18 protein-coding genes are annotated in these 24,425 nt (G+C 40.9%); all 18 read right to left on the reverse strand.

Translation table 11 applies throughout. The features are described 5' to 3' along the window. Nucleotides 1-102: 102 nt before the first annotated feature. Nucleotides 103-453, reverse strand: a complete 351-nt coding sequence (locus A5875_RS09625; RefSeq protein ID WP_088933393.1) for a DUF4312 family protein — start codon at nucleotides 451-453, stop codon at nucleotides 103-105. A gap of 12 nt (nucleotides 454-465) precedes the next feature. Further along, a complete protein-coding gene (locus A5875_RS09630; RefSeq protein ID WP_088933394.1) occupies nucleotides 466-819 on the reverse strand; it encodes a glycine-rich SFCGS family protein in 354 nt (117 codons plus the stop codon). A gap of 17 nt (nucleotides 820-836) precedes the next feature. Next, nucleotides 837-1,169 (reverse strand): PRD domain-containing protein, encoded by a 333-nt coding sequence (locus A5875_RS09635; RefSeq protein ID WP_088933395.1) that lies wholly within the window; start codon nucleotides 1,167-1,169, stop codon nucleotides 837-839. A 17-nt stretch (nucleotides 1,170-1,186) separates the two neighbouring features. Then, nucleotides 1,187-3,031, reverse strand: coding sequence for a BglG family transcription antiterminator (locus A5875_RS09640; RefSeq protein ID WP_088933396.1), 1,845 nt, complete (start codon nucleotides 3,029-3,031; stop codon nucleotides 1,187-1,189). 678 nt (nucleotides 3,032-3,709) lie between these two features. Further along, complete coding sequence (locus A5875_RS09645) at nucleotides 3,710-3,943, reverse strand: type II toxin-antitoxin system Phd/YefM family antitoxin (protein WP_088933397.1); 234 nt, start codon at nucleotides 3,941-3,943, stop codon at nucleotides 3,710-3,712. A 79-nt stretch (nucleotides 3,944-4,022) separates the two neighbouring features. Continuing rightward, entirely contained in the window at nucleotides 4,023-4,928 is a 906-nt protein-coding gene (locus tag A5875_RS09650; protein ID WP_088933398.1) for a magnesium transporter CorA family protein, read from the reverse strand. A 148-nt stretch (nucleotides 4,929-5,076) separates the two neighbouring features. Next, nucleotides 5,077-5,871, reverse strand: coding sequence for a helix-turn-helix domain-containing protein (locus A5875_RS09655; protein WP_088933399.1), 795 nt, complete (start codon nucleotides 5,869-5,871; stop codon nucleotides 5,077-5,079). 246 nt (nucleotides 5,872-6,117) lie between these two features. Beyond that, nucleotides 6,118-7,218 (reverse strand): hypothetical protein, encoded by a 1,101-nt coding sequence (locus A5875_RS09660; protein WP_088933400.1) that lies wholly within the window; start codon nucleotides 7,216-7,218, stop codon nucleotides 6,118-6,120. A gap of 22 nt (nucleotides 7,219-7,240) precedes the next feature. Next, nucleotides 7,241-7,981, reverse strand: coding sequence for a hypothetical protein (locus A5875_RS09665; RefSeq protein WP_242551217.1), 741 nt, complete (start codon nucleotides 7,979-7,981; stop codon nucleotides 7,241-7,243). A 30-nt stretch (nucleotides 7,982-8,011) separates the two neighbouring features. Further along, nucleotides 8,012-9,712, reverse strand: coding sequence for a hypothetical protein (locus tag A5875_RS09670; RefSeq protein ID WP_088933402.1), 1,701 nt, complete (start codon nucleotides 9,710-9,712; stop codon nucleotides 8,012-8,014). Continuing rightward, nucleotides 9,712-10,485 (reverse strand): hypothetical protein, encoded by a 774-nt coding sequence (locus A5875_RS09675; RefSeq protein WP_088933403.1) that lies wholly within the window; start codon nucleotides 10,483-10,485, stop codon nucleotides 9,712-9,714. The genes A5875_RS09670 and A5875_RS09675 overlap by 1 nt, the downstream gene beginning before the upstream one ends. Nucleotides 10,486-10,516: 31 nt before the next feature. Next, a complete protein-coding gene (lepB, locus tag A5875_RS09680) occupies nucleotides 10,517-11,095 on the reverse strand; it encodes a signal peptidase I (protein ID WP_088933404.1) in 579 nt (192 codons plus the stop codon). Between the two features lie 17 nt (nucleotides 11,096-11,112). Further along, the gene (locus tag A5875_RS09685; RefSeq protein WP_088933405.1) at nucleotides 11,113-13,257 is read right to left on the reverse strand and encodes a glucosaminidase domain-containing protein; all 2,145 of its coding nucleotides are present in this window, start codon (nucleotides 13,255-13,257) and stop codon (nucleotides 11,113-11,115) included. A 14-nt stretch (nucleotides 13,258-13,271) separates the two neighbouring features. Continuing rightward, on the reverse strand, nucleotides 13,272-15,026 hold the full coding sequence (locus A5875_RS09690) for a sortase family protein (protein ID WP_088933406.1): 1,755 nt from the start codon (nucleotides 15,024-15,026) through the stop codon (nucleotides 13,272-13,274). Nucleotides 15,027-15,136: 110 nt separating this feature from the next. Next, the gene (locus A5875_RS09695; protein WP_088933407.1) at nucleotides 15,137-15,850 is read right to left on the reverse strand and encodes a pilin N-terminal domain-containing protein; all 714 of its coding nucleotides are present in this window, start codon (nucleotides 15,848-15,850) and stop codon (nucleotides 15,137-15,139) included. 1 nt (nucleotide 15,851) lies between these two features. Beyond that, on the reverse strand, nucleotides 15,852-20,756 hold the full coding sequence (locus tag A5875_RS09700) for a SpaA isopeptide-forming pilin-related protein (protein WP_176244646.1): 4,905 nt from the start codon (nucleotides 20,754-20,756) through the stop codon (nucleotides 15,852-15,854). A gap of 26 nt (nucleotides 20,757-20,782) precedes the next feature. Beyond that, nucleotides 20,783-22,618, reverse strand: coding sequence for a SpaH/EbpB family LPXTG-anchored major pilin (locus A5875_RS09705; protein WP_088933409.1), 1,836 nt, complete (start codon nucleotides 22,616-22,618; stop codon nucleotides 20,783-20,785). Between the two features lie 515 nt (nucleotides 22,619-23,133). Beyond that, nucleotides 23,134-24,237, reverse strand: a complete 1,104-nt coding sequence (locus tag A5875_RS09710; RefSeq protein ID WP_088933410.1) for a tyrosine-type recombinase/integrase — start codon at nucleotides 24,235-24,237, stop codon at nucleotides 23,134-23,136. Between the last annotated feature and the right edge of the window lie 188 nt (nucleotides 24,238-24,425).

Below are 24,425 nucleotides of genomic sequence, written 5' to 3' on the forward strand. Positions count from 1 at the left end.
TATATCATCCAACTAGTTCTTTGACAATTGATTCAATTCAATATGAATTTTGCTCATTAATCGATGTCAACTGTAAAAAAGTTGGACTGACATCCCTATAACTTATATTTTTTTGGAAATAACGGGAATTTGAATACCGTCAGGATCATCTGTCACTTCTTGCGTAAAAGCCACTTCATTGACTTGAAGTGTCGTCACATTAACTGTCACTTCCAACTCCACATGATAGCTCGTTCTTTTTCTAGGAAAGAAGAAAAAGAGAAACCGTTCTTTATACGTCTTTTCGATTGCCTTGATGACTTCCACTTCTATCGGTTCAATACGTAAAATTACTTCTGATTCCTGCATCATTTTCTTTTGGATATCTGCCAGCGCGCTTGCAAACGCATGCTGTTTCGTATCGCCTTTGCCTTCGACTGTTACGATGACTTTTTGGCAATCTTGGATACTCATTTGCTCATCTCCCTAATTGTGTTTCTTTTCAAAAGCTTCTACTAGACGTTTGCCTAATTCTTCTTGATCCATGAAACCGAAACCTAGAACCGTTTTTCCATCATTGATCGCTGTTATGCCTTCTTCGATCGAACGCATTCCGTGACGTTCTGGATAGCCATATTTTGTCGCTGCCGTTAATGCGCCTGCTCCGCCGCTTCCACAAAATGAAATTCCCATATCTGCGTTTTCCTGTTGCATTACATCACCTAGACGCATATCCGCTCCCATTCCTGGTACTACGACTGCTCTTCCGCCTGCTGCTTCTACACCTTTTGCTACATTTTGTCCTTTACCCATACGGTCTGCAATTACTACTGTGATCATTTATTTTTCCCCCTAAATTAATTTTGTTTGGCTGTTTCAAAATGGATCGATAAGACATACATTTCGTCTTGTGTTAGATTACTGATTTTTCGGACAACTCCATCCGCTAATCGCAATGCTTCCTGCGAAACTTCACTGAACATTTCTGGATCAACTTCTGGAATTGACTCCTGTTCTTTTGAACGCCTCAGCATTTCGTTTAGATGATTGATCAATATGGTCCATTGCAGCTCGGTTGGTTCAATTTTCTCTTTTTCGAGCTCTGCACTTAGCCAATCAATCAATTCTTCTAATTCTCTTTGATATTCGCTGGTTGAAATAATTTGTAACGCTTCTCCAGTCACGGTCATTCACTTCCTCCTTCTGACTATCCATTGATATAAGCAAATAGTGCATTGATTTCTGATTGATTGATAGCTAGATTATGTTCAGAAAATAATTGCTCTATCTGTTGGTTGTACGTTGCGGTCACTGCGGCTGCTTCATTTGTTTTATTTCCTTCCATCATATATTGCTGATCGAAGGTGATTCGATGGACCATCAAGAATACATGTAATAGGAAGGCTTCACGATACTCTTGATTCAGCTGCTCTTTAAATAGAGATAAAAGCTTTTCGTAAATCGTGTACGCCTGCAAAATCAGCTCCTTGCTGAAATCCTCTAGCGATGCGCGATTTCCCGCTGGTTCCAATCGTAATTTTTGAGTCCCTTTTTGTGGTGATTGGTTCAAAATCTTTTTGACTGCTTGCTGGATCTTCTCCAAATCCTGCTTCGTTGGCAGCGGATGGACTTTGATAAATTCGCAATCCATTCCTTCAATTGGAAAGATACTGATGACTAATTCCGGTTCCTTCTGCTTGATGACTTCCTGAGCATTCAATACTGAAGCAAAGGCCGCGATCTCGATATTCGAGAGTTCTTCTGAGACTTTCTGTTTGATGAGACTCGTTACCCCCAAGCCGGTAGAACACACATACACGGCCCTGACACTTCTCGAATCCACTTCCTTTTCATATGAAACTAGAAAGTGCAATGCGATATAGGCAATAAAAGAATCATTGATCAGCAAGCTTTTTCCTCGGATTTCTTTTCGCACTACCATTTCGATCGCATCGAAGAGTTCCGAATACTTAGCCTTAATATCATCTTTGAAGGGATTGTACTCATTCACAAATTTCTGTTTGCGGGATAATCGCATAGACAAATGTGCGTAAAGATTGGTTAACAGCTGCGGATCGTTAGAAAAAGAATAATTAATCTTCTTACTCACCTTTTGGATCAGATTTTCCGTTAATGCCATCACATCCTGCTGTGGATCATTCTCGAAGGTATCACTGTAAACATAGCGATATTCATCCTCAAACAATGGCAACTGGTAATGTGCAAAGACCTGCTGCATTAATAAGTAAGAGAGTTCTCGCTGCTCTTTCGGATCATTCAATAGCTGATATCGACCGATCGTGTATTCATTTTGCAAACGAACCGTCGCAATCGCGACTCGAATCAACATATTCAATAATTCCGAATAATTCAGCTCTGCCGTATCGATCTGCTTCAATAATTGCCGCATATCTGCAAGAACCTGATTGAAGACTGCCTGAAAGGCGGTTCCCTTCGCCGAATACAGTTCATACCCCTCCTGCTTTTCACTTTGCAGAAGCAAATCCATGATTTTGTAGATGTCATAATCGGTCAGATCCTTTTGAAACACCTCTTCAATCAACAAACGAACCTGATGCTCAGGACCTGTGATCAAAAAACCTTTGCGAGGCAAGCGATCAAGCTTCAATCCCAGCGGAATCAGCTGCTTTTCCAACATGTCCAAATCATTGAGAATCGTATCCTTGCTTACCGTCAAACGCTCTGCCAGTTCATAAGAAGTAACCGCTTGATTTGTCAGCATAAGATGAATACTCAAACGATCCAGCCGCAACGTTTGATCAGCAAACAACTCAAAGCGATCAACTTCCATCAATTCGCTTTTCAGTTTAATCCGTTCGGAATCACTCAGCACCAGCCAAACACCTTGGCTTCTTTTACTGGTCAAGTCATGTTTTCTTTCTTGAAGCCATAAACGAATGTCGTCCAGATCATATTTAATCGTGCGCACGCTTACATTTTGCTGACTGGCCAACTCCTTGGTTGTCACTGGTTCTGTATTCTCAAGAAACTGCAGCAGAATTTGAATCTGTCTTTTCGTAATTTGTTGCATTATGCTCTCTCCTTACACACTTAACTATAGTAGTTTGTATCTTTTGTAACAATATGAAATGATTGCACTTACTCTAGTGCAAGAAAACCTTGTTTTATAAGGTATACAATAACTAACAATATATTTAGAAGATAAATCGCATTTCACCTTCCATTTTTATCAAAAAAAATTGCACTAATACCTTCTTTAAAATAGCATTTTCTGCACCCTTTGTGTCTTTTAAAAAAAATTTCAATAAAAAGCCCAAGACAGCACCTTTATGTATTAACCTCCAGAAGTTAGATTTTGGGTCTAACTTTTGTGAGTCAATACATTATACGTGTTGTCTTGGGCTTTTCTACTTATATGAAGAAAGGTACTATTATCCTTCAGCAATAAAAGATTCAAATTTTTGCATGAAATCTTCATTTACAGAAAACAATCGCAATAAGACTATTTCTTGCTTTTGCTCGTCAATTAAATAGAACAATACATTTTTTCTAATGGCAAATATCTATATCCACTAAAAACAAACATAAGATTCGTTGCGTCTTTTCCTTTTTTAGGAAAATCTGTTAATGAATCAAACGTTTCAAAAATTTGTTTGATAACCTCATTCGAGACACTATCAGAAAATTGGATAATCTTTCAATTCCTCAATATCTACCATCAAATCATTTGTTAATCGGATGGTATAACTCATACATCAAACCACTGCTTAGCTTCAGAAAGAGAAATGGTGCCGCTATCTTCTGCTTTTTTTAGCTTCTCAACGATTTCAAGACTCATCTTCAAACGATCATAATCTTCAATATTTACAACAACATATTTTCCATGACCGTTCTTAGTCAAAAAAACAGGTTCATCTGTAGTTACTTGCTCTAATACTTTATTATAGTTACGCAAATCAGAAACTGGCTTTATGTTTAACATAGTAATCACCTCAATTGTAATGTACTATATTTTACTACTAATTTACAGCGTTCAAATCATAAATTTCTTAAGATCGATTTTACTTCATTAACTTCCGCAATACATAGGACAATCCAAACCATAGTAAAAGACTGACCACGATCGTAATGATCCAACCAAAAGCATTGTGCTCTAGCGGCAGCGGCATGTTCATCCCAAAGAAGCCCGAAACGATCGTAGGAATCGTCAGCAGCACTGATAATACCGTCAAAATCCGCATCGTATCGTTTAAGTTATTATTTAGTACATTATTATAAGTACCGGATAGTTGCTGCAAAATCTGTGAAGACAGCTGCGTCATTTCCACTAATTGCTGCGCTTCGATCAATACATCATCCAAACTTTCTTTTTCCTGATCACTTAATCTTCGATAAATCCCATGACTTTTAATCTGTTGCACTAATAGCACATTTTGTCGTGAAGCCGTTACGAAATAAACGATCCCTGTCTCCAAATCCGATAATAATAATAAATTCTGCTTGGTCGTTTTTTCCTTCAATAAGTTACTAATCCGCTTGCGATCACGATCCATCCCCTCCACAAAAGGAAAGTATTGATCAGAAATAATGAAGAGACTGCCAAAAAGCAGTTCAAACAATGTACTGTTGGGATTTTTTTCTAGATAATTTTTGATTTCAAAGTACAAATACTTGTTTTGCTGATTCATTACAGTGATCAATGTCCGATTCACAACGATGAATGTTATGGGTATTGTCTCATAATGATTATCAATTTTACGACGATTCGGTGCATTGAAAATCAGCAACAACACATCTGTCGCCTTATCGTAATCCAAATGCGCCCGTTCATTGCGGTCTAGCGAATAATCGACGAACTCACTGTCGATTCCGTAATCCCTATACAAATTCTTCAACTCATCTGCATTTTCCGCGTCAATATTGATCCAACTATTCATCTTATTATTGAAAACTTCTTTTGTATACATCTGCTGTTCTCCTAATCATCATTCAGTCCGTTTGCATTCTAACATATAAAAGGGAGAATGCACTATTAGAATTGTTGCGCAATGATATAGGCGAAAAAAGAAACCGGTCATCCTGTCCGATTTCTTTTTGATCTAATCATTATAATTCTTATCCATTTGAAACAACCTTCTTTAAGTTCTCATTCATTTGAATCCGATCCAACAATTCTTGATTGATCCGATAGCCTTTGCCCCATAATGTTTGGATTGCTTTATGAGACAGGTTGGTCTGCTCGAATTTATTCTTAATCCGTGTAATGGTACTAGATAACGAAGCTAAATGGGATTTGTTCACTTCTTCGTTCCAGATTTGATGACAAATCGTTTCTCTAGTCACGACTTGATTGCCCGCTTGAAGCAGGATCGACAAAATTTTCGTTTCTGTTGTCGACAGATGATGCAGGACTTCTAAAAATTGATAATTATCCTCTGGAGTAATCGACTCCTTTTGCAGGACATTCGGGCGAATCAATGAGACCTTATCCGATAATTGCACATATTTCCGATTTTCTTGCAGTGGTTCTTTTTCACCTTCGTAGTTCTTCAGAATATACAAACACTCCCGCAGCTCATCGACAGAATCCTCATTTGAAATGATCGCGTGGATAAGCGCTTCTTCTAAATACTGATGATCCATTTCCGTCACTTTGGTTTCCACTTTTCGAATAATGCGAATGGAACGATTTTTCAACAGCGGAACGAGCTCCATAACTTCTGATTCACAGATTGTTTCGCTTAAAATGACGTACTGAAAGAAGTTGAAAAACTCTAACGCCTCCAGTTGTTGCCCACACTTTTCAAAAATCTTTGCAGAACAATAGACCTCATAGTTTAGTGCCTGCAGTTTTTGCTGAATCTCTTGCTCGGCTAAAATATTTCTAGTCAGGATCAAGACTTGGTTCATTGAAATCTCTCCTATTCATAGTGTTGAACTATTTTTTAGAAATCTAGTTCTACTTTCATACCGTATACCCATTTGCTATACAACTTATACCGTGAATTTCTTCTATTCTTTACCTAATAGCTACTCTATAAAATACAACACGAACACTCTTTTTATTTTAAAAACCCCACTAATGATTCATCTTGCTTACTGAAGCACTATGTAGCCGGAAGAGAACAAGACAGCCCTGCGCTCTTTCCGATTGACTTACTGAAACTCTTTGCGGGACATCACAGAAACCTTTGGATACTCATAGCGGCCTTTGATTTCCTCTAAGTCCGGCACATCACTTTGCGCCAATTGATCCACACGGGTCTTCATTTCTTCATAAATGCTCATGATTGTTTGACGGGATTCGTCGACTTCACACGAAATCTCTTTGGCCCGGTCATGGATCGTTTGTAATTCAGCTTCTGAATCTTTGACGATGCGTTGGGCATCCATCTTGGCTTTTTCTACCATCCGATTGGCCTGGCGGCGAGCCGAGATCAAAACTTCACCGATCTCATGTTGAGAGTGGATCGCTTCTTGTTTTAATTGATCATTCTCGTTTCGAAGTTCGGTAATTTGATCTTCTAATTTCGCGATCTGTTCACTTTCGATCACCGTCTCCTGATGCTTCTGATCCGCGATCAATTGTTGCACCAACTCTTCTTTTTCCAGAATCTGTTGGTCCTTATCGGTAATCAATTGATCCAATTGAGCCACCAATTCTTCTTTTTGGGTCAGGTCATTCGACAAAGTAGTCAGCTGGTCCTCGATTTGCTGAACTGCTTCTTGGTAACGGCGTTCGCCGTCTTGCTGGCTCACCGCGAACTCGTGAAGCTGTTTCTTGGCTTCTTCCAGATCGGCTTCCAACGAATGATAATTTTCCAACGAAGTTTTTAAGGTGTTCACTTCTTCTTCGGCTTGTTCTAGTTGTTCTTTTAAGTAGCCTGTCTCTTTATTGTCCTGCAGCCGTTGGATCTCTTGGCGGTTTCGGCGAACCTCTGTCTCTAGGTCTTGGATCTGACGACGGTTCTCCGCTTTTTCTTCGCCAGTGCGTAGAAGTGCTTGTTTGTATTTCTCATTTTCTTTTGTTAGGCGCTGCTTTTCTAAGGCCGTGTCTCGTTTTACTTGTTCAAGCAGTTCGTCTTTTTCAGCGATCAGACGTTTCAGTTCCGCGGTCTCATCGTTTTCTTTCTTCACAGGCTGCTCGACCGTTCTTGGGCGTTCTTCGATCATGATCTCTTCTTCAGGCACCGAATTGATCTCATCAATGATGTTCTTATTGAAAAACCAGCCATTCTTCTTTTGTTGTGCGTTCATACGGACTCCCACTCCTCTTTCTTTACTCTTCTTCTTGGATCAATGTAAACTCTTCATCGGCATTTTCACGAGAAAATGTACAGCTATAGGTCTTTTTCTTGTCTTTATCATTCATCAGATTCATTTGGAAGGTGATCTGGGTGAGTTTTGAGACATCCTTCGCTTCTTTCGCGAAGGCTTTGACGTTGTCTTTGATCTGTTGGCGATTCTCTTCGCTGCCGGAATCCCCCGCTAACGCAATGTTCAAGGTCTGCGTTGGAATATCCAGTACGATCAAGGTCGTGGATAGGCCAAAGTACGGGCTCACCTTCGTCGACAGGTCGCTTTCGATCTCATATTGTTTTTCACGATTTTCTTCTGAAAACAGGTCATCCCATGGATACTCCTTTAACCCAATTCCCTTGGCAGGATAGGCTTTGATCGGTAGCTTGTTGATGATTTGTTTCTGTTCTTTTTTTAGCGTATACAGCTCGTCTTTTAACTGATTGGTTCGTTCCGTCACTACGTGCAGCTGATCCTCCATTTGAAACAAGCCATAGGTGGTCAGGAGTAGCCCGATCGCTAAAAAGATCGTTAGGTATAATAAGGCAGAGACATGTTTCTCTTGTTCTGCTTGTTTGACATATTCCAACTTCCGTTGAAATGACAGCGGCGTATTTGGCGGTAAATTTAGCCGTTGCAGCTGCACCTTAATGATCATTCGCCGAAACCAAACAATGAGTATCAAAATGACTAGCCCTACGCTAATCCAATTTATGATCAAAATGTTCGTTTCCCCTTTTCTTCAGTTGGTTTAGTTTCGTGTGGAATCAAAATAATCCGATCGGAGTTGATTCGGGTTATTCTTCTTTATTTCTTTTAACAGTGTGCCGTTCGAGAGTGCTTCAACCTTGAATTCCAGATCATCATAGATCGACAGCACATTCTTCCGTGATTCTGACACTTCGATCAGAATCTTTCGCGCCCGGTTACTGATGTTTTCTAATTCCAATTCCGCAGAGCTGATCAGGTGCTTTGCCTCAGTTTGGGCTTCTTCGATCGTGCGATTCGCTTGTTTTTTTGCGGAGATCAGCACTTCGCCGATTTCTTGCTGGGATTGCACGACTTCTTTTTTCAGCTGTTCATTTTTCTCGATCAGTTCCTCGACTTGTTTCTTGGCTTGGATCAATTCGAGACTTTCTTCCGCAACTTTCTGTTCCTTTAACTTGCTTAATTCGACTTGGGCATCCGCTAAGCGACTCGCCAGTCGTTCCTTTTCTGCTTCCAACTGTTCCAGCGCACTCGTTTTCTCTTCGAGCTTCGCGATTTCCTCATGAGCATCGAACAAGGCACTATTGAGTGCTTCTTTTTCAGCCACTAATTGTCCAACGTTTTCAGTGGCTTCTTCTTGTACGTGTTCCTCCTGTGTGTGTCCTTGTTCACCAACATCCATGTGTGATTCCCCCATATTAGTTTTACGCACCTCTTCAGTCTGTGTCTCATCCTTTTCAGCTGCGTTTATTTCCTGAGTTAATTGTTGCATCGTTGCTTGATAGGCTGAATTTTCTTTTTTCAGCCGTGCCATTTCTGCTTCCAATTGTTGGTAAGCAGCCATCTCTTGTTCTTTTTCCTCCAGTAATTCAATGAGCACCTCATTTTCTTCCTGAAGTTCGGCGACTTTTAGCTCGTTCTTTTTGTTGACGGTATGTAACTGTTGATAATCTTTTTTCAGCTCTTCATAGTCATTTCTAAGCTGGTCAAACTGTTCAAGTTGTTCTTGCGCTTGCGTCGTTTCTTTTTTTAACTGCTCGAACGCCTGATCCGTTTCCTGTTTGGTTATGACCAACTCTTGATTCCTGCTCTCCAACGCTTCCAATTGTTGGGTCAACGTGTGCAGCTGTTGATCGGTCACTTCGCTTGTAGCTTCTTCTTTGCCGATCTGATCAATGGTTGCCGTTAGCTCTTGTTGTTTTTCTTCTAATTGTTCTTGAAGCTGTTCGACTGTTTTTTCGGTCTCCCGCTGTTCTTCTAGTTGTTCTTGAAGGCGAGTTAATTTGGTCTCTAGTTCCTGTTTTTCTTCATCCATTGCTTCCAGTTGGTCTTGCCATTGATCATCCCGATCATTTAAGGCCTCTTCTGCTCTGGTTTGTTCCGTGTTCAGCTTTTCTTTTAACCGCTCATTCTCAGTTTCTACTTCCTGAACACGAGCCTCCGCCTCGGCTTTTAACGCAGCGAATTCTGCTTGGATACGTTGGATGTCTACGGGTTGTTCGGAAGACTCTTCTTTCAGTTGCGTATCTGTTTCATGCGCAAGTTCTGGATTCGATTGTTCCGGCTTTGCTGGTTCCTCAAGTTTAGAATTGAATGATTCTTCCTCTAAATCAAAATTATCTTGAAGGCCTCTGCTTTCGTTATACAGTTCTTCTGCCTTCAATTCTTCTTCGGTAATATCATTGATAAATTCCTTCAACGCATTGGTTGAAAGCCATTTTCGCTTTTTCTTGTTCTCTGCCATTAGCCCTTCCCACCATCATTCTTTAGATTTTGCTCGAAATCATTCTTCTTATTGAACGCATCCTCACTTTTCTCGCGAGAATAATTCACGCTGTAGACGACTTTCTTATTCTTATCGACGGAGGTGACCATCCGCACATGAATCTCTGTCAATTCAGGAAGATCTTCCGCTTCCTTCGCAAACGCATCAATATTTTTTTTGATTGTTTCCTGACTTGCAGAATCGGCCATCTGTCCCTTTAACTGAAGCGTCATGGCGTTTGGATCCGCTAATGAAATGAACGTATCAGAAGAGCCGAAATAGGGAACTGTTTTTTGAGCAATTGTTGTTTCAAGCTCTTTTTTCAGTTCTGACTTGCTGTTTTCAGCTGTGACTCTTTCCCACTCCTCCCCTTTAAGCCCAATCCCATTTTCCGGATAGTTCTTTAAAGGAATACTGGCAATTAGTTGTTTTTGTTGCTTCTCTATACGTGTCAGCCGTTCCTTCATCTGATGAGTCTGTGTGGTCATTTTCTGATGGTCGTTCGCTAACATCAAAAAGGCACTTAGAAAAATGAGCAGCGCCAGCCCAAGGATTAAACTGCTGAGTAATAAATAGCGTGTATGTCTGGTCTGTTCGATTTTTCTTAGATAATTGACTTTTCTTCGAAAGAGAACCGTTTGGTCTGGTTCTTGTTGGATAGCCGTGAATCTTCTGTCAAAAATGAGTCTTAAAACGGTCAAGAAAATCGCCACAAGGACGAAACCCGCACTGACTACTCCTAGTATGAACATCTTCATTTCCCCTCTAGCAGAACATTATTCTTCATTGGCTTTCCGCCTGCTTTTTAATCAAAGAAGGAAGATGGAATTGAACCGTGCCCTCGATTTCCTTTTTGTAGACAAACCCAAACGTTCGACTGTCTTTTGAGACATCGATATGATCCCCGATCGTGAAATACATTCCTTTGGGAATCTTCGTTAAGTCTTGAAATTCTTCGGCCACAGCTGGAGAGAGTTGAAACGTATAAGTCGTCTCAAAATCCCCGTGCTCGCCAATATTTAAGACCATTCGATCATTGCGGATAAACATCGTATCTCCCGGCATACCGATCACGCGTTTCACGAATTTTCCTTCTTCGCCTTTGACCGAAAAAGCAATCACACTGTATCGTTGGATCGGCTTGCGCCTTTTGACCAAGACCATGTCTTTTTCTGTCAATGTCGGACTCATGGACGTGCCTGAGATTGGATGAAAGCTGTACTCTCTTCGCACCAGTTGGCCCGAGATAAACATCACAACCAATACTAGGAGCGTCAAAATCGTGAGAATCAGACTTTTTCCAATGGATCGATGGGGTGGACTTCCTTCTTTTTTTAGTTGACGTGATCGAACACTTGCCATAAGTTACAATGCCCCTTTTACTTTGCTTTAATATAGGAAACTTGGTCTGAGGTGGCTAGGTCGTTAGCGATCACCCGATACGAAATCACGGTGCCACCATAGACGTTCCCTTCTGAAATCAAAATTCCTTCTGGTCGAACAACTTCTACGAAAGCCACATGACCATAACGTGCATCTGATCCGGCGACTCCTGGTTTAAAGGAAATCAACCAACCCGCCTTTGGCTTCTGACTGACTTCATAACCGAGCGCCTTGCCTTTCGTCGCCCATTCGCCGCCGTTACCCATGTAATCATCGACCGATTTTCCTAGTTGCTTCACGCGATTGAAGGCATACCAAGTACATTGTCCAACGGGGTATGAACCTGAACTATTGTAATTCACACCGTTGTAATCGGGATAGGTCATCCGACTGCGGTATTCTTCTGGTATTTCATCTTTTCCCTTGATGAAGATTCCAGAATCAGCGGCATCGATTTTCACCTGATCGTATTCAGTCAAGTGGTATAGGGCGATAATCGAATTCAACTTTTGACCATACGTTGTATCCGTCGCATAGGTTCCGGTTAAGGCATTGGTTGTGCGTAAATAGTTTTTTGCTTCAGAGCGCCACGTTTGCTTATAATAGCTGTCATTTCCTGAAATCCCGCCACGTAATAATTCCACGTAATCCCCTAATGAAGCGGCGTAATTCGGATACTTACGAAACGCAGAGTTGATAGAATACAATTCGCCATTTCCACGGTCTTCTTGAGTTGACATAGAAATCGATTGGCCTTGATAGGTGCCCTTGATCCCGAATAAGTTGTGATTTGGTGCTAGTGACAAGGTACTTGTACCCGATCCGCTTTCTAATAAGGCTTGCGCGATCATCACTGATGCAAAGACATCGTATTCTTGTCCGAGTGTCCGTGCATCTTCCCCGACTGTTTCGATAAAATTCTTGGCACTGTCATTTTCGGTAAAATTCATGGCTGCGGGATACTCTGCCAATGTTTGTTCGCCATACTCCGTTAAGATTGTCTCTGGTAATTCTTGAGCCAACAAGTCGTCTTCCAAATCAATCGATTCGACAACGACTTGTCGCTGGGTTTCTTTTTCATCTTCAGCGACTTCTGTATCAGAAGATTCGGTTGTTTCTTCTGTCGTTGGATCGGTCGCTTCGTCAATCTCTACATCATCAACAGTCAAATAATAATCGTCCCCAATGTAAACACCTAACAAGACATTCTTCTCTTTTTTCTTTTGATACAACAGACTGCCTACTGTAAGTTCTTCCGGCAGTTTTTCTGGTGTTTCAGTGATGTCTAATTCGAATAATTGCTGGTAAAGTTCGGTTGTTAATTGTGTGGCATCATACGTTTCTTCTTGTTCAGTTCCAAGCTGTTTGATTCCTTCATAGATCAATGCTGCATGGTTTTTGTTTTCGAAACTACTTAGTAATGGCAGTTCGAACCCTTTCAAATCCGATTGTGCAACTTCGGTCGTTTTCAATTCGCTTGGCAAGTTCAAGGTGCTGGTTTCCGAAAATGCCTCAGGTGCACTTGGTGCGACAAAAGAACTTGACTGAACACTCGTTGTCGGTGGTGTTGCCGGAGCCGCCGCTGCGGGTGTAGTTGGTACGACTGGTGTTGCTGGTTGTGCTGGTGCTGGCTGACTTTGACTCGTAGACGACTGTGGCACGGAACTGCTTGGTGTTGTCGCACTCGGTTTGGTGTTGCTTGGTTTTGTACTACTCGGTTTTGTCGTACTTGAAGTCGACGAACTGCTTGTTGGCTTCGTCGAACTTGAGGTACTAGCACTAGACGACGCTGTTGAACTCGGACTCGTTGAAGAATCCATCGTGCTGCTTTCAAAAGGTGCTGGCTCCGAGGATATCGGCGCTTCGGGTTCAGTCGTTTCAGTAGGTTCCGGTGTTTCTACCACAGGAACTTCTGGCTGTTCTTCTACGGGAACTTCTTCAACAGTATCTGGCACAATTCCTTCTTCCACAGGTGCTTCACTGCTCTCAGGAACCGAAACCGTACTTTCTACCGTTCCTGTTTCTACTATTAAAGAAGACTCTTGGGTCAATTCTCCTGCCTTCAACACGCCGCTGCGTATACTGACGAGTCCGCCAATGAAGACAAGGACTCCGCAAACCCCTATCATTATCTTTTTCATGAATTGGTTCCTTTCTAAATAAAACTAAAAAATAAAATCGGTAAGAGAAACAATAAGAACAAGGGCACGACCGTCTGCATCGGATCAGAAATGATCTTCGCAGCCAACGTCATACTCACCCGTTCGGGTTCGGATACCGGGTCTTCCTTCAACAGGGTCCCGTCGATTTCCCCCTCGTCTCGTTTGAGTTTCATTTGTTTGAACAGATCGTCCTCTGCGTCATGCAACGAATGGACACTTTTGAGATTTCCTTGAACAAGACGCCGATAGATTGTTCCGATGTCTCCTTCACAGCGTAATAAGGTCAGCTTGGCAATCCCATTTTTCGGCTCCTTTTCGACATACGACACCTCGGTCTCTTCAATGATCTTGTTCAAAGAAACCTCATAGACATAGACTTTTTTAAAATCCGTCGTATAGATTAGTTGTCCTTTTTTTAAGTCTTGGATACGATGCAGTAACACATCCTTATCGAAGATGTTGTGGGCCAAGACAACATAATTCCCTCGACCCAATTGTTGATCGGAGCGATACGTCGCCGCTCCAGTCAACAGGTTTTCATTCGCCATCCCGGCGAGGATCGGCAGATCGATCGAGACATCGGGAATCACGATCTTGCCGATCCCCCAATTATTGGTGGTGTTCTGAACCACCGACTTGGCCTTGGCATAGTCGGAGATTTTGACACTGGCGATCTGTTTCTCCTCGTAGTTCGCTTCTTCGATCTTATCGATGTTGTAGGCATTCAATTCTTCCTTTTGTCCGATGTTGACAGCCGCTGAGGCAGGTTCTTCTTCCATGTGCAGATACCCATAAATCGCTGTGATCAGTACCGCGGTCATCGTCACGAACAACACAATGAACAGGGTCTTCGTAACTAAGAACAAGCGTTTCAAATTCTTGCGTGCTTTGGCTGCCACGAGCGGGTCGTCTGAGCGGAAGCGTTTGATGAATCTTCGATACAAGCCCATCAATAAGGCAAAGATCGCTACATTCAAGCCCAGTGTCGCTAAGACAATATTTTGATAACTCCACGTATTGCGTTTCTTGACTTTCTTCTTAACCGCCGTTTTGTAATCGATCCGATGCCCGGTGACTAAGAGTCGAAAAGTATTGATCCCCGGAGGCGTACAGGTCAAAAGTGTCGCCTTGTCCTTGCCTTTATGAATCTTGACCTTATCGACATCACTTGGCAGGATTTCTTCAAAGGAATCAATCTCGTACGCCAAGCGTTTGCCTAAAATATTGATAAAAAACAAATCGCCTTCTTTTAAGTTTCGAATATCGGTAAAGAGGACTTGGTTCTTGACTCCGCTGTGTCCCGTAATGACCGCATGGGTATTCTTCCCACCGATGGGAATCGAGGTCGGCTCAAAATGGCCCAAGCCTTTTTCCAATGTTTTGAATGACGTGCCGTGAAAAAAAGGCATTTGTTTGATATCAATCGCGGGAATATCGACGGTTCCCATGACATCCCCTTGTTTCATGATCTTGTTGTAAACGACGGGCTCCCCTTTGGGTAAGCCTTCTTGCAGGTTATAAATGTATTCGTTGTAGGCTTTGGCTAAGGCCCATTGTTCATCTTTTTCCTTTTGTGACATCTTTTTCATCGTGTCGTCGTATTGAGACACGGCTTGGCTTCGTTCACGATTGGCTAAGTAGTTTCCCACAATTGGATACAGCAGTGTCAAGACGCCGCCAACGATCATGATGATCGCGAAAATCTTCAAAAAGGAATGCTTTCTTTTCGGTTGTTTACGTTTCTTCATGACGGGTCCTTCTTTCCAATTGAGCATCACAAGTGGAAAGAAAGAATCAAAGACACGAAAACAGGCGCATCTGAGATTCTTTCTTCCGTAATGATGCATTGATTACTTTCTTAAAAAACATCCTTCTTGCGATGGATACTAATCATTCCGACACCACCCATGGCAATGATCATGGCTAAAATCCACATCAGCACTTGGGCTGTTCCGATATTTCCGCTAGTTTGCGGCAATTTCTTGATTTCGCCTTTTTCATCAACTTCCACAGGGATAGGCTTGCCATCCGGTCCTTTGGTCACAGGCAATTTAGGTACATCGCCTAAGACACTGGATTTCGGATAGATATAGACCTCATTCAAGGGTTCACCGGTCTGTTGAGGGAAAGGCAACTCAACGATGACTGGTTCCATGACGTCCTTCAGCTTCGTGTGTTCTTTCTCCACGATCTGATACATCCCTTGCACCAAATTTCCGGCATGGGCCAGACCTTTTTCATCGGTGGTAACGGTCGTCGTAAATGCGCCATCCCCTTGAACGGGTTCAAAGCCTGACGCGCCTTGGATCGGTGTCACACGCGTGATTTCATAGGAGATCCCCGGTAGTGGATCGAGGTTCTTGCCATCCGCGTCCTTGACTTGATCGGCCTTCGTTCCATCTAAGGGCATCGTGTCGGCAATCTTGGCAATATCTTCGATCTTGTATTTTTGCACGAAGATACTGTATCCGGCATTTTCTGCGGCTTCTGCTTCGGCATGAGCAGGAACCACCCCACCAACGATCAGAGAGAAAACAAACAAAGCGAACAACAAACGACGTAGTTTTTTCATTTTATTTTCCTCCCTTTACGTTAATCGGTCGAAAATGCAGGAAGACGCCTGTCATTCCGACAACCATCAGTACCGCGGCTGCGATCAAGATGATCCGCATGGCTTTAGTTCCACCTGTGAATGGAAGTTTGGTTTGGCCTTTGTCAGGTACGTGGACTTTTACAATATAATTGTAGGTTGGCACCGTCACCTTGATCGGATCCTTTAATAGCTCGAACCCATTCGGTGCCTTCGTTTCAACGATGGTATATTCACCTGGCGGAAGTCCTCCCTCAAATTCTAACCATCCATTTTTATCGGTTGAAACTGGATCGCCAATTTTATCAGCAGCATTGGTACTATCTCCTTTATAAAGCTGAAACTCAGCGCCTTCCAGTGCATGAGTATCCGTTGATTCAATCTCCGCCTCGCTCAGTTTCCCATCCCCGTTTTTATCTACCACGGTCCCCTCTTCATACTTGAAGAGACGAATCTTGGATAATGGAGTCAAGCCAGCGTTGACATGCTTTACATGATGGACTTTGTCTGTTCCAGTCAACAAGGTTGGTAAGTCATTCAACTCCGGCTGTTTGTATTCCGGTGTTTTGAATGTATCCGGATCAGCTTTGGAATTCTTCGACTCATCACTACCCTCTGATTGTTTGGTAACAATAACGATTTTTTGTGTGATGAGATCGCCTACCATGAATTCTGCGATATATTTTCCCTCAGGTAGATTTTTGAATTCATATTTTCCGTTTATATCCGTTTTAATATTAGAATTCCCAGAGTCGTCAATGAAGGCTTCTCCTGTTAAAGCTTTTTCAACTAGTTCGTTCTTATAGTTGGTATCCTTGTAGCTCGTTCGATACAGTTTTACAGGAATATTTCCAACTGGATCTTTTGGTGATCCGTCTGGTTTTTGGTCCATCAAACCATTGTAGTCTTCGTCATACCAAACGTAGCCTGTTAGGTCACGACCATAGACTCTAGTGACTGCCGTCTGTGAGTTGACTGGTAAATTGAACTCCGAATTCATACTGGTATTATTGATTAAAACATCTCCAGCTTTTTGACTAGTTGGCCTCAACGTAACAGTTAGTTCAATTTCTTTTCCGACCCCTAGTGAATCATGACTTACAAGAATAGACTTGGCATTTTTCACATCTGAAATGCTATGGGTTCCCGGTATGAATTCTGTCCATCCTGTTATAGTATTCGGATTCGTATGCTCATCCACGACGGCGTTATTATAATTTATTTGTGCTTCCCCTGTTACTTGGAGGTTTTCTAAAGTGTAATTCCCATGAAAAATTGTTCCCCTCGAGTCTCCATCATAAGGGAGCACTTCCAATAATCGAACCTTCGGAATAGGTGCCGCGCTTTCATTCAGTAGCTTCACTTTATAAGTGATATCATTGTTCTGCCCCACAGGATCCGTCTCGCCCACTTCAATCGAGGGTTTAGTTGTCTCTTTACTTAGAATCACTTGTTGGATTAATTGTTCAATAAACACATCGGTGGAAGAACGTATAGCTTCAGCTGAAGTATCTTTAAGTGCAGGATTCCCGCTCACCCACATTTCCCCAATTGTTTTGACTGTTAAACTATCTGTATACCCTGTATCCTTGAATGACAACTGAGTAAAATCCGCAATAGCCGTAAAATTGACTTCAATCCCCGTATTTAATGGTAGTTTGGTGAAATTCCAGCGTAAGGTCGTCGTGCCATCCGGATTATTCACTGGAGTAGGTTCGCTCATTGGTTGTCCTAAACCATCGGTCGCAGTCCCTATTTTATAGTGGATTCCTTTTGGCAGAGTAGTCGTCAAGGTACCATCATAGTCAACAGTAGGGGTCCCTGAGGTAACTCCATTAATCTTAATATTGATTTCTTCTTTCGATTGATAGGCAGATTTCTCAACATCTGTCTTTGTGGTAATTTTGAATTTATTTACGTAGGCCGTATCTCCAAACCAATTCCAATAATAAAATGGAAAGGAAATCGCTTTACCATCACTGTCATATATTGTTGGCTTATAGACGGCTCCCTCAGGTATCCGATGTATGCCTGGGTCAAAAGAAATTTCACCAGATTTAACCCTAAATTGAACAGCTTCTCGCAAAACAATGGCGTTTCCAGCAGGTGTCTTATCTCCAGGAGGATTAATAACAATAGCTGGGATTCTTGGTGCCATCCTAGTGTTTCCGATATCGAGCGCGTACTTAAATTTACTAATCGTCTCCACTGCAGAGATTTGACCCACAGCTTGAGCATCTTCAGGAGTGTCATACCAAGAATACAATTTAGATGTAGCAGTCCAATCTAGAACTTGATTTGTATATGGAGGAGTATTACCCAACGTTTTTGCCACGCCATATCTAAATTTAGAAGTTATATTATCTTTTTTACCCCCAAATAAAACATATGGTTTTCTTGACGTGTCATATTCGAAAGCGGATGGATCCCACATCAAAATGTTCTCTACACCTCTTACATTAGTATTCGCAGTGACATCAAAACTAGCTATATAGAATTCTTCCCCTTGATTTAATCGTGCGTTACCTAAATTCTGATTAACATCCGGATAATTTTCTTCCATATTTACTTCTTCTAAGGGATTTTCAGATAATTGTTTTATGAAAATTGGTCCCGCTGCGTAACTTCCTGGCGGGGTAAATACCTCGGGATAAGTGATACTGGTTTCATTTGCTGTGGTAATGCCATCATAACTAATGGAATCAATATATAACGTCATTTCACATCTATTCCAACTACCTGCAATAGCTAAGTCCATAGTTTTTTTCGAATCCCAGCTAAAAACCATTTCTAAGCTAGAAAACGGTTTGTCTGTGGCGGTTTGAATACGTTCTCCAGTCATGTTATACGTATATGGATTCAATGTTCGGGCGTAGGACGTGTTAGATATTGTATAACTTGAATTTGCAAAAACTCCAGAATCATAGACACCGATTTTTGAAAGATCTCCAGTGGGTTGAGCTGTATAAATAGCACTTGTTTTCGCATGAGGAACCGGTAACGGACTCGTCAATTGTGCTTTATTAATTGGTCCTTTTTCCTGCCATGGAGCTGCCGTGCGATCACTATATGCGGGCGCAAAACCAAACAGATCCATCTGATTATACATGGATGACGTCATATTCATCGGCGTACCCGCACCAATTTGATAGGTGCCCTTTTGCTTAACCGTGTAGCTGATCGCCCCTTTAGGAAATGTGGAGCCGCGGTAATCTCCGGTCGCTCGACCAGGAAGCGGGGCTAACACAGTTTTAGCCCCTACATCATAGACTTTTACATTACTACTACTGTTTCCAATAGCCGTTCCAGCTTCGATACTCCCCTGTTCAAGTTTTACGGATACTGCGGGTTTTGCGGATATCGTCGTCTCTGAAACCTTTAACTTGCTGTTTGTTGTCTCATCATAAATTTTAGTAAAGGTTTCTTTTTTTCCACTTTTTTTATTATCAGCATCAACGATCTCTAATTTAAACTTCGGTTTTACTTTATCTCCATGATCTGCACCATAAACATTCAAAATCACAGGGACAAACACCTGCCCAGTATCACTAATCGTTGATTCCATTGCTCCTACCGAATAGCTCGATCCATCCCCATTATCAACATAGGTCCCATTCGCGATCTCCCCAATATTTTTTGGAATGCCGTCAACTACGACAACCGCATTGTCTAATTCAGCGACCACCCGATAGCGAATATTCGTGTAGTTTTCACTTAGTGAGTTATTTTGTATCGAGAAGGATAATAAGTAGCTGACTTGGTCAAACGTACGAACAACATCGTTGTCTTCATTCTCATCGTATCCAGGTTTATTCCCACTCCCTATATCAAAGCTCGTGGTTCCCGTTTTTGTTCGAATATTGATATCACGAATAATAATCGGAGGCTCTGATTCATCACTTTCTTTACTGCCTTTAAAATTTTTTTCAATTATTTTAGGTGTCTTTAAAGAATCTTTTTCTTTATAAGTTTTTTCTTCCATTTCTGCTATACTTTTATCCGTTTTCGCCGTTTGCACCGCAAGGATATTTTTATAGCTCTCTGATGTGCCTAACTCTGGGAGCTTAGACTCTTCTTTATCACTGTCACTCGTTTTTTCTTCAGTATTTGTCTCCTCTTTCGTCTTCGATTCATTCGTCTCTGTCGTTTTCTGAGAACCATCCTCAACGTCTGTAATCCTTTTTTCTTCAGAAGCTATTTTGCCTTCAGCTGTCTCTTGATCTTCATTCTCTTCTTGTTTTTGACTAGATTCGACTTCTTCAGCTTGTTTGGAAGAAGAAATTGATTCGGTTAATGCTTGATCTAAGGATTCAAAATGGACGAGTTGTTGAATACGGTTCGTATCATTACTAGACGCCAGTTTTACGTCAAGCGCTGAAGAGGTTTTTCTTTGAATTTTTATCCATTGTTTTTTATCTTTTGCAAACTTAAAATAGAGCGAACCCTTTGTTTCACTTTCCATCACTTTTATGCACGGAACTTTTTCCTCAGATTCTTCCTCTTCTCCATCATTAAAGTCCTTTACTTCTTCCGCCATCTTTTCAAAAATGTCCATCACTTTTTTTGAAGTTAAACTCTCTTTTTGATAGAGTGGAATGGATAGTTCTTCTTTCTTTTCGTCTAATGGTGCAACAGAGTATGTCTCATCATATTTCAATTCAAAGATGCCATCTTCTTTTGCTATTACCTGAAGATTTTCGAATTCTTTTTTTGTATTGATATTTTCTACTTGATCCCCTTCTTCATTTTCCACTTGTACTAAAGGAATTTCTAATGCAGCATTTAGTAAAGGACCAATGGAAGTAGTGATCAGGATCACTACTCCCAAAAGAAGAGTAATGGGAAGAAGAACGGCGACTATTGGCTTTTGCTTAAATTTCTCGCGCATGTCTGTCCTTCCTTTCTGCCCCATTTTTAAGCGTGACGACGTTTTTTATCAATTGCGATTGCAGCAGTACCGATCGTGATCGCTCCGATTGCGATGATGATTAACAACATTGTGCCAGTGCCACCAGTGAATGGTAGTTTAGTTTTTGGTTCATTAACTACTGTTAGTTCCGGATCACTATTATTGTGTGTATCTAGTGTCACGATTACTTCTTTAGGTGTCTTTAATAATTCATAACCTTCTGGAGATGTCGTTTCCACTACCCAATATCTTTTATGAATCCCTGTGTCTGTATCTTTATCATATGTTTTATCCCATGTTGCTTCTGACGGAATACTTGGCTCTTGTTTTCCATTTCCATTAGAATCTGTAAACCAGTCTAATTCCAACCCATCAAAACGAGCTTCACCTGAAGCATTTGAAGTAGAGGTTAAGAATGTCGCATCATCATCTGCTGGATCTTGTGCTGTACCGAATTTATCAGTATCCTTTTTGTATGACTTACCATTTGAAGCTAAGAAGATACCTTTTTCAGCATCTTCTTCAGTTAGTGCAATATGGAATATTGCTCCTGATAGATCTGCTCCTGCTTTGTCAGTCTTTTTAATGTCGAATCCACCATTGTAGTACTCAGGTTCGTCACTGGTTCCATCATCTGGAGTTCCCCCAGGAAGCAAGTAATCAATTGTATATTTGTTAGAGATCGTACCATTGTAATCTTTATCAGCTTTTACTTTATAGACCATTTGAATATGAGTATCTTCATCGACACCTAATTTCTTCATACCAGCTTTCGTTAAACTAACGACAACACCTTTAGCAGCACCTAGTGTCAAATCTGTTACTTTATTTGGATTTGTAATGGTTGTACCATCCAAAGTAACGGTGTACTCCGTTCCGTTCGTTAATTTCACTTTGCTTCCATCACTGGCAATCGCATAAACCTCAGCATCTTCTAACATAAGATTTTCACTGATGCTATCGCTTATTCTGAAGTAAGAGGCATAAATCTCATCGTCTTTATTAAAATGAGTGTCTGTCGGTGTTGCGGTTGGATCATCTGGATCAACGTAATTTGTAATTGTCATATCCTCTGGAGCAATAGCGTATAATCCATCAGGAAGTTTGGTTGTTGCTTCCCATTGGAATGAATTCCCCGCTTTAATCGAGAATCCTTTACCACCTTCAACCGTTTTATCCAATTCAGTATTAGTAACAATATTCTTCGGATAAACATGAACATCATAAATTAACTTACCCGTATCATCACGTTTTGTTTGTGGTAGATGAACAAAGAACGGATCCATGGGTTTAGTGATCTTTTGTCTCTTACCATCTGCATCTAAATAGGTATATTTACCTTCGGAATCTGGAACTTCGCGGACTAGATATATCCCATCCGCATCTTTTTTCTTATCTGCGGCCAGAAGTTTACTTACCTCAAAACTAACCATCCCTTTATCGTCGGTTTCGGCTTCCATTTTGGTAAAATTAGTATCTACTTCCCAATCTGTATTTTCCACTTGCTGTAAAGGATCTGTTAAATTTTTATTGCCAATTGCTTTAACTTTAATAATTTCAAATTTGACGCCTTCCATTAATTTTTTTCCATTAAGATCTGGAGCTTTACTTGGGTCTGGATTGATCCCGTCTCCACGTTCTCCTAATTCAGCCGAACTATTAATTTCATACTTCCAAATAGTGATTTTCCGATCAGAAGTGTCATCCGATACAGGATTCCCACTAATATCTTGATCTGCTGCAAAGGCAACATCTATCGTCCCTGCTCCTGCTGCTCCTAACATTGTCAATACACCCAAACTCAGTGCCACTCTACTTATCCATTTTCTTTTCGTCTTCATAAATAAACTCCTTTACTCTTTTTTGTTTTTTACTCCTAAATTAGTTAAAATGAATAAGTGAAAAGAGGTTGCCGCCATTTTTTCAATCATTCATTTTTCCAATACGCAGCTGCGAATCCGTTTTTCTCATCTGTGTATTGGTGACTAATAAAAATTAGTATGTCTGTCCTTCGATAAACATACCTCCCTTCAAAAGCTGAATAAGTTAATTTTTTTAGTTAAGTTCACTAGTCTCAAGCACATAACTAGACTATTTTTCTTCTTGGACTTATAAAAAACTAGAAAAGCGCTGAAAACCTTTTAATATCAGGGTTTTCAGCGCTTTTTGACGACGAATGACGGCGCATTGTTATTTGCAAATATAGATTCGAGTTTTTTATTTGGAATAATCATTGTTATTGCATTCTTTCTATTAAAAAAGAATACAAGTTGTTAGAAAGCGCTTACTTTTGAAAAAAGAAAAAAAAGGAACCCAAATTTTTTTCCACCTTTTTTTTAAACGTTTTCATGGTACATTAGCTGATCAAGTTCGCCATTTCTTCAATGACATGATATCTTTGCTCAAGCATGGCATCCACGTAAGTATCTAAAGTCATCTGTGTAGAGGCATGACCTAACATTGCACTAACTGAAGAAATATCTCTATATGCTTCCAAACAGCGGGTCGCAAATGTATGCCGTAATTGATGAAAATGAATTTTAACGAGTTCTGCCTTACCACGAATCCGATGAAAATGATACGTCAGTAATCGTGGTTCACACGGCTGCCCTTTAGTTGAAAACACAAAGACTCCTTTTGAACGCTTCTGATGATCAAGCAATAATTTCCGTAATACTTTACTGATAGGGATCACCCGAACAGATGATTCTGTTTTGGAATCCGCCAAAAGTAGTTGTGTTTTTTTCTTCGTTTCAAAGACTGGGATGCGTTGATAGGTGTGGTGGACATGAATTAAGTTTGTATCAAAATCAATATCTGACCACTTTAATGCAGCTATTTCACCGATCCTCATCCCCGAATGCAGAGCCAATAAGACTGGGATACCATACCCCTTCTTCTCATGGGCTGCTACTTCCATTACTTTCCTTTGTTCGGAGAGGGTTAGAGCCCGAATCTTAACTTGTTTTGCCTTGGGAATCTTCAGCTCAGAAAAAGGATTCACATTAATCTTTCCATTTTTCTTCGCATTATTCAGACATTTATTTAAAATTCGAAAAATCACTTGAATCGTTGATCTAGCTAGCTTTTTTTGGAGTTCCTTTAGTAAGGTTTTCCCAATTTCTAGAGAAAGCTCGTTTAGTGGAACCATTTTAATGATAGGAAATACATATTTGTTCAATTTGTAATAATAGCTTGATAATGTGGAAGGTTTTACATCATCCTGCACTTCATTCAGCCACTCTTTAGCCCATTCTTCAAAGGTCTCAGCTGAAGTTCCTTGGATTTTTTGCAGAGATTGGTAATGGATTCTTAGTGGATAAAGTCTTTGCCTAACCTCTGTGTAGCTTTTTCCATAAATGTAGCCATACTTTATTCTTCCATTGAGTTTTCTTCCTTTCGGGAACCTCCCTTCCCAACGACCATCTTTTCGTTGATAAATATTTTCACCTTTACGCATACAAAAATTCCTCCTATTTCGACGGCTTAACAGACGGCGCATATTAAGCGTTTTTTGTTGTTTTACAAGCATAAAAACAATGAAAAAAGCAGCCAACTTAATTTAATCTAATCATTTCCTCTTATACACATCTAGATGTGTATAAGAGACAGTGATCCTGCTTCTTGATGGTGATTTTCCCAGTATTT

Source organism: Enterococcus sp. 3H8_DIV0648, assembly GCF_002140655.1.
GTDB lineage: Bacteria > Bacillota > Bacilli > Lactobacillales > Enterococcaceae > Enterococcus_A > Enterococcus_A hulanensis.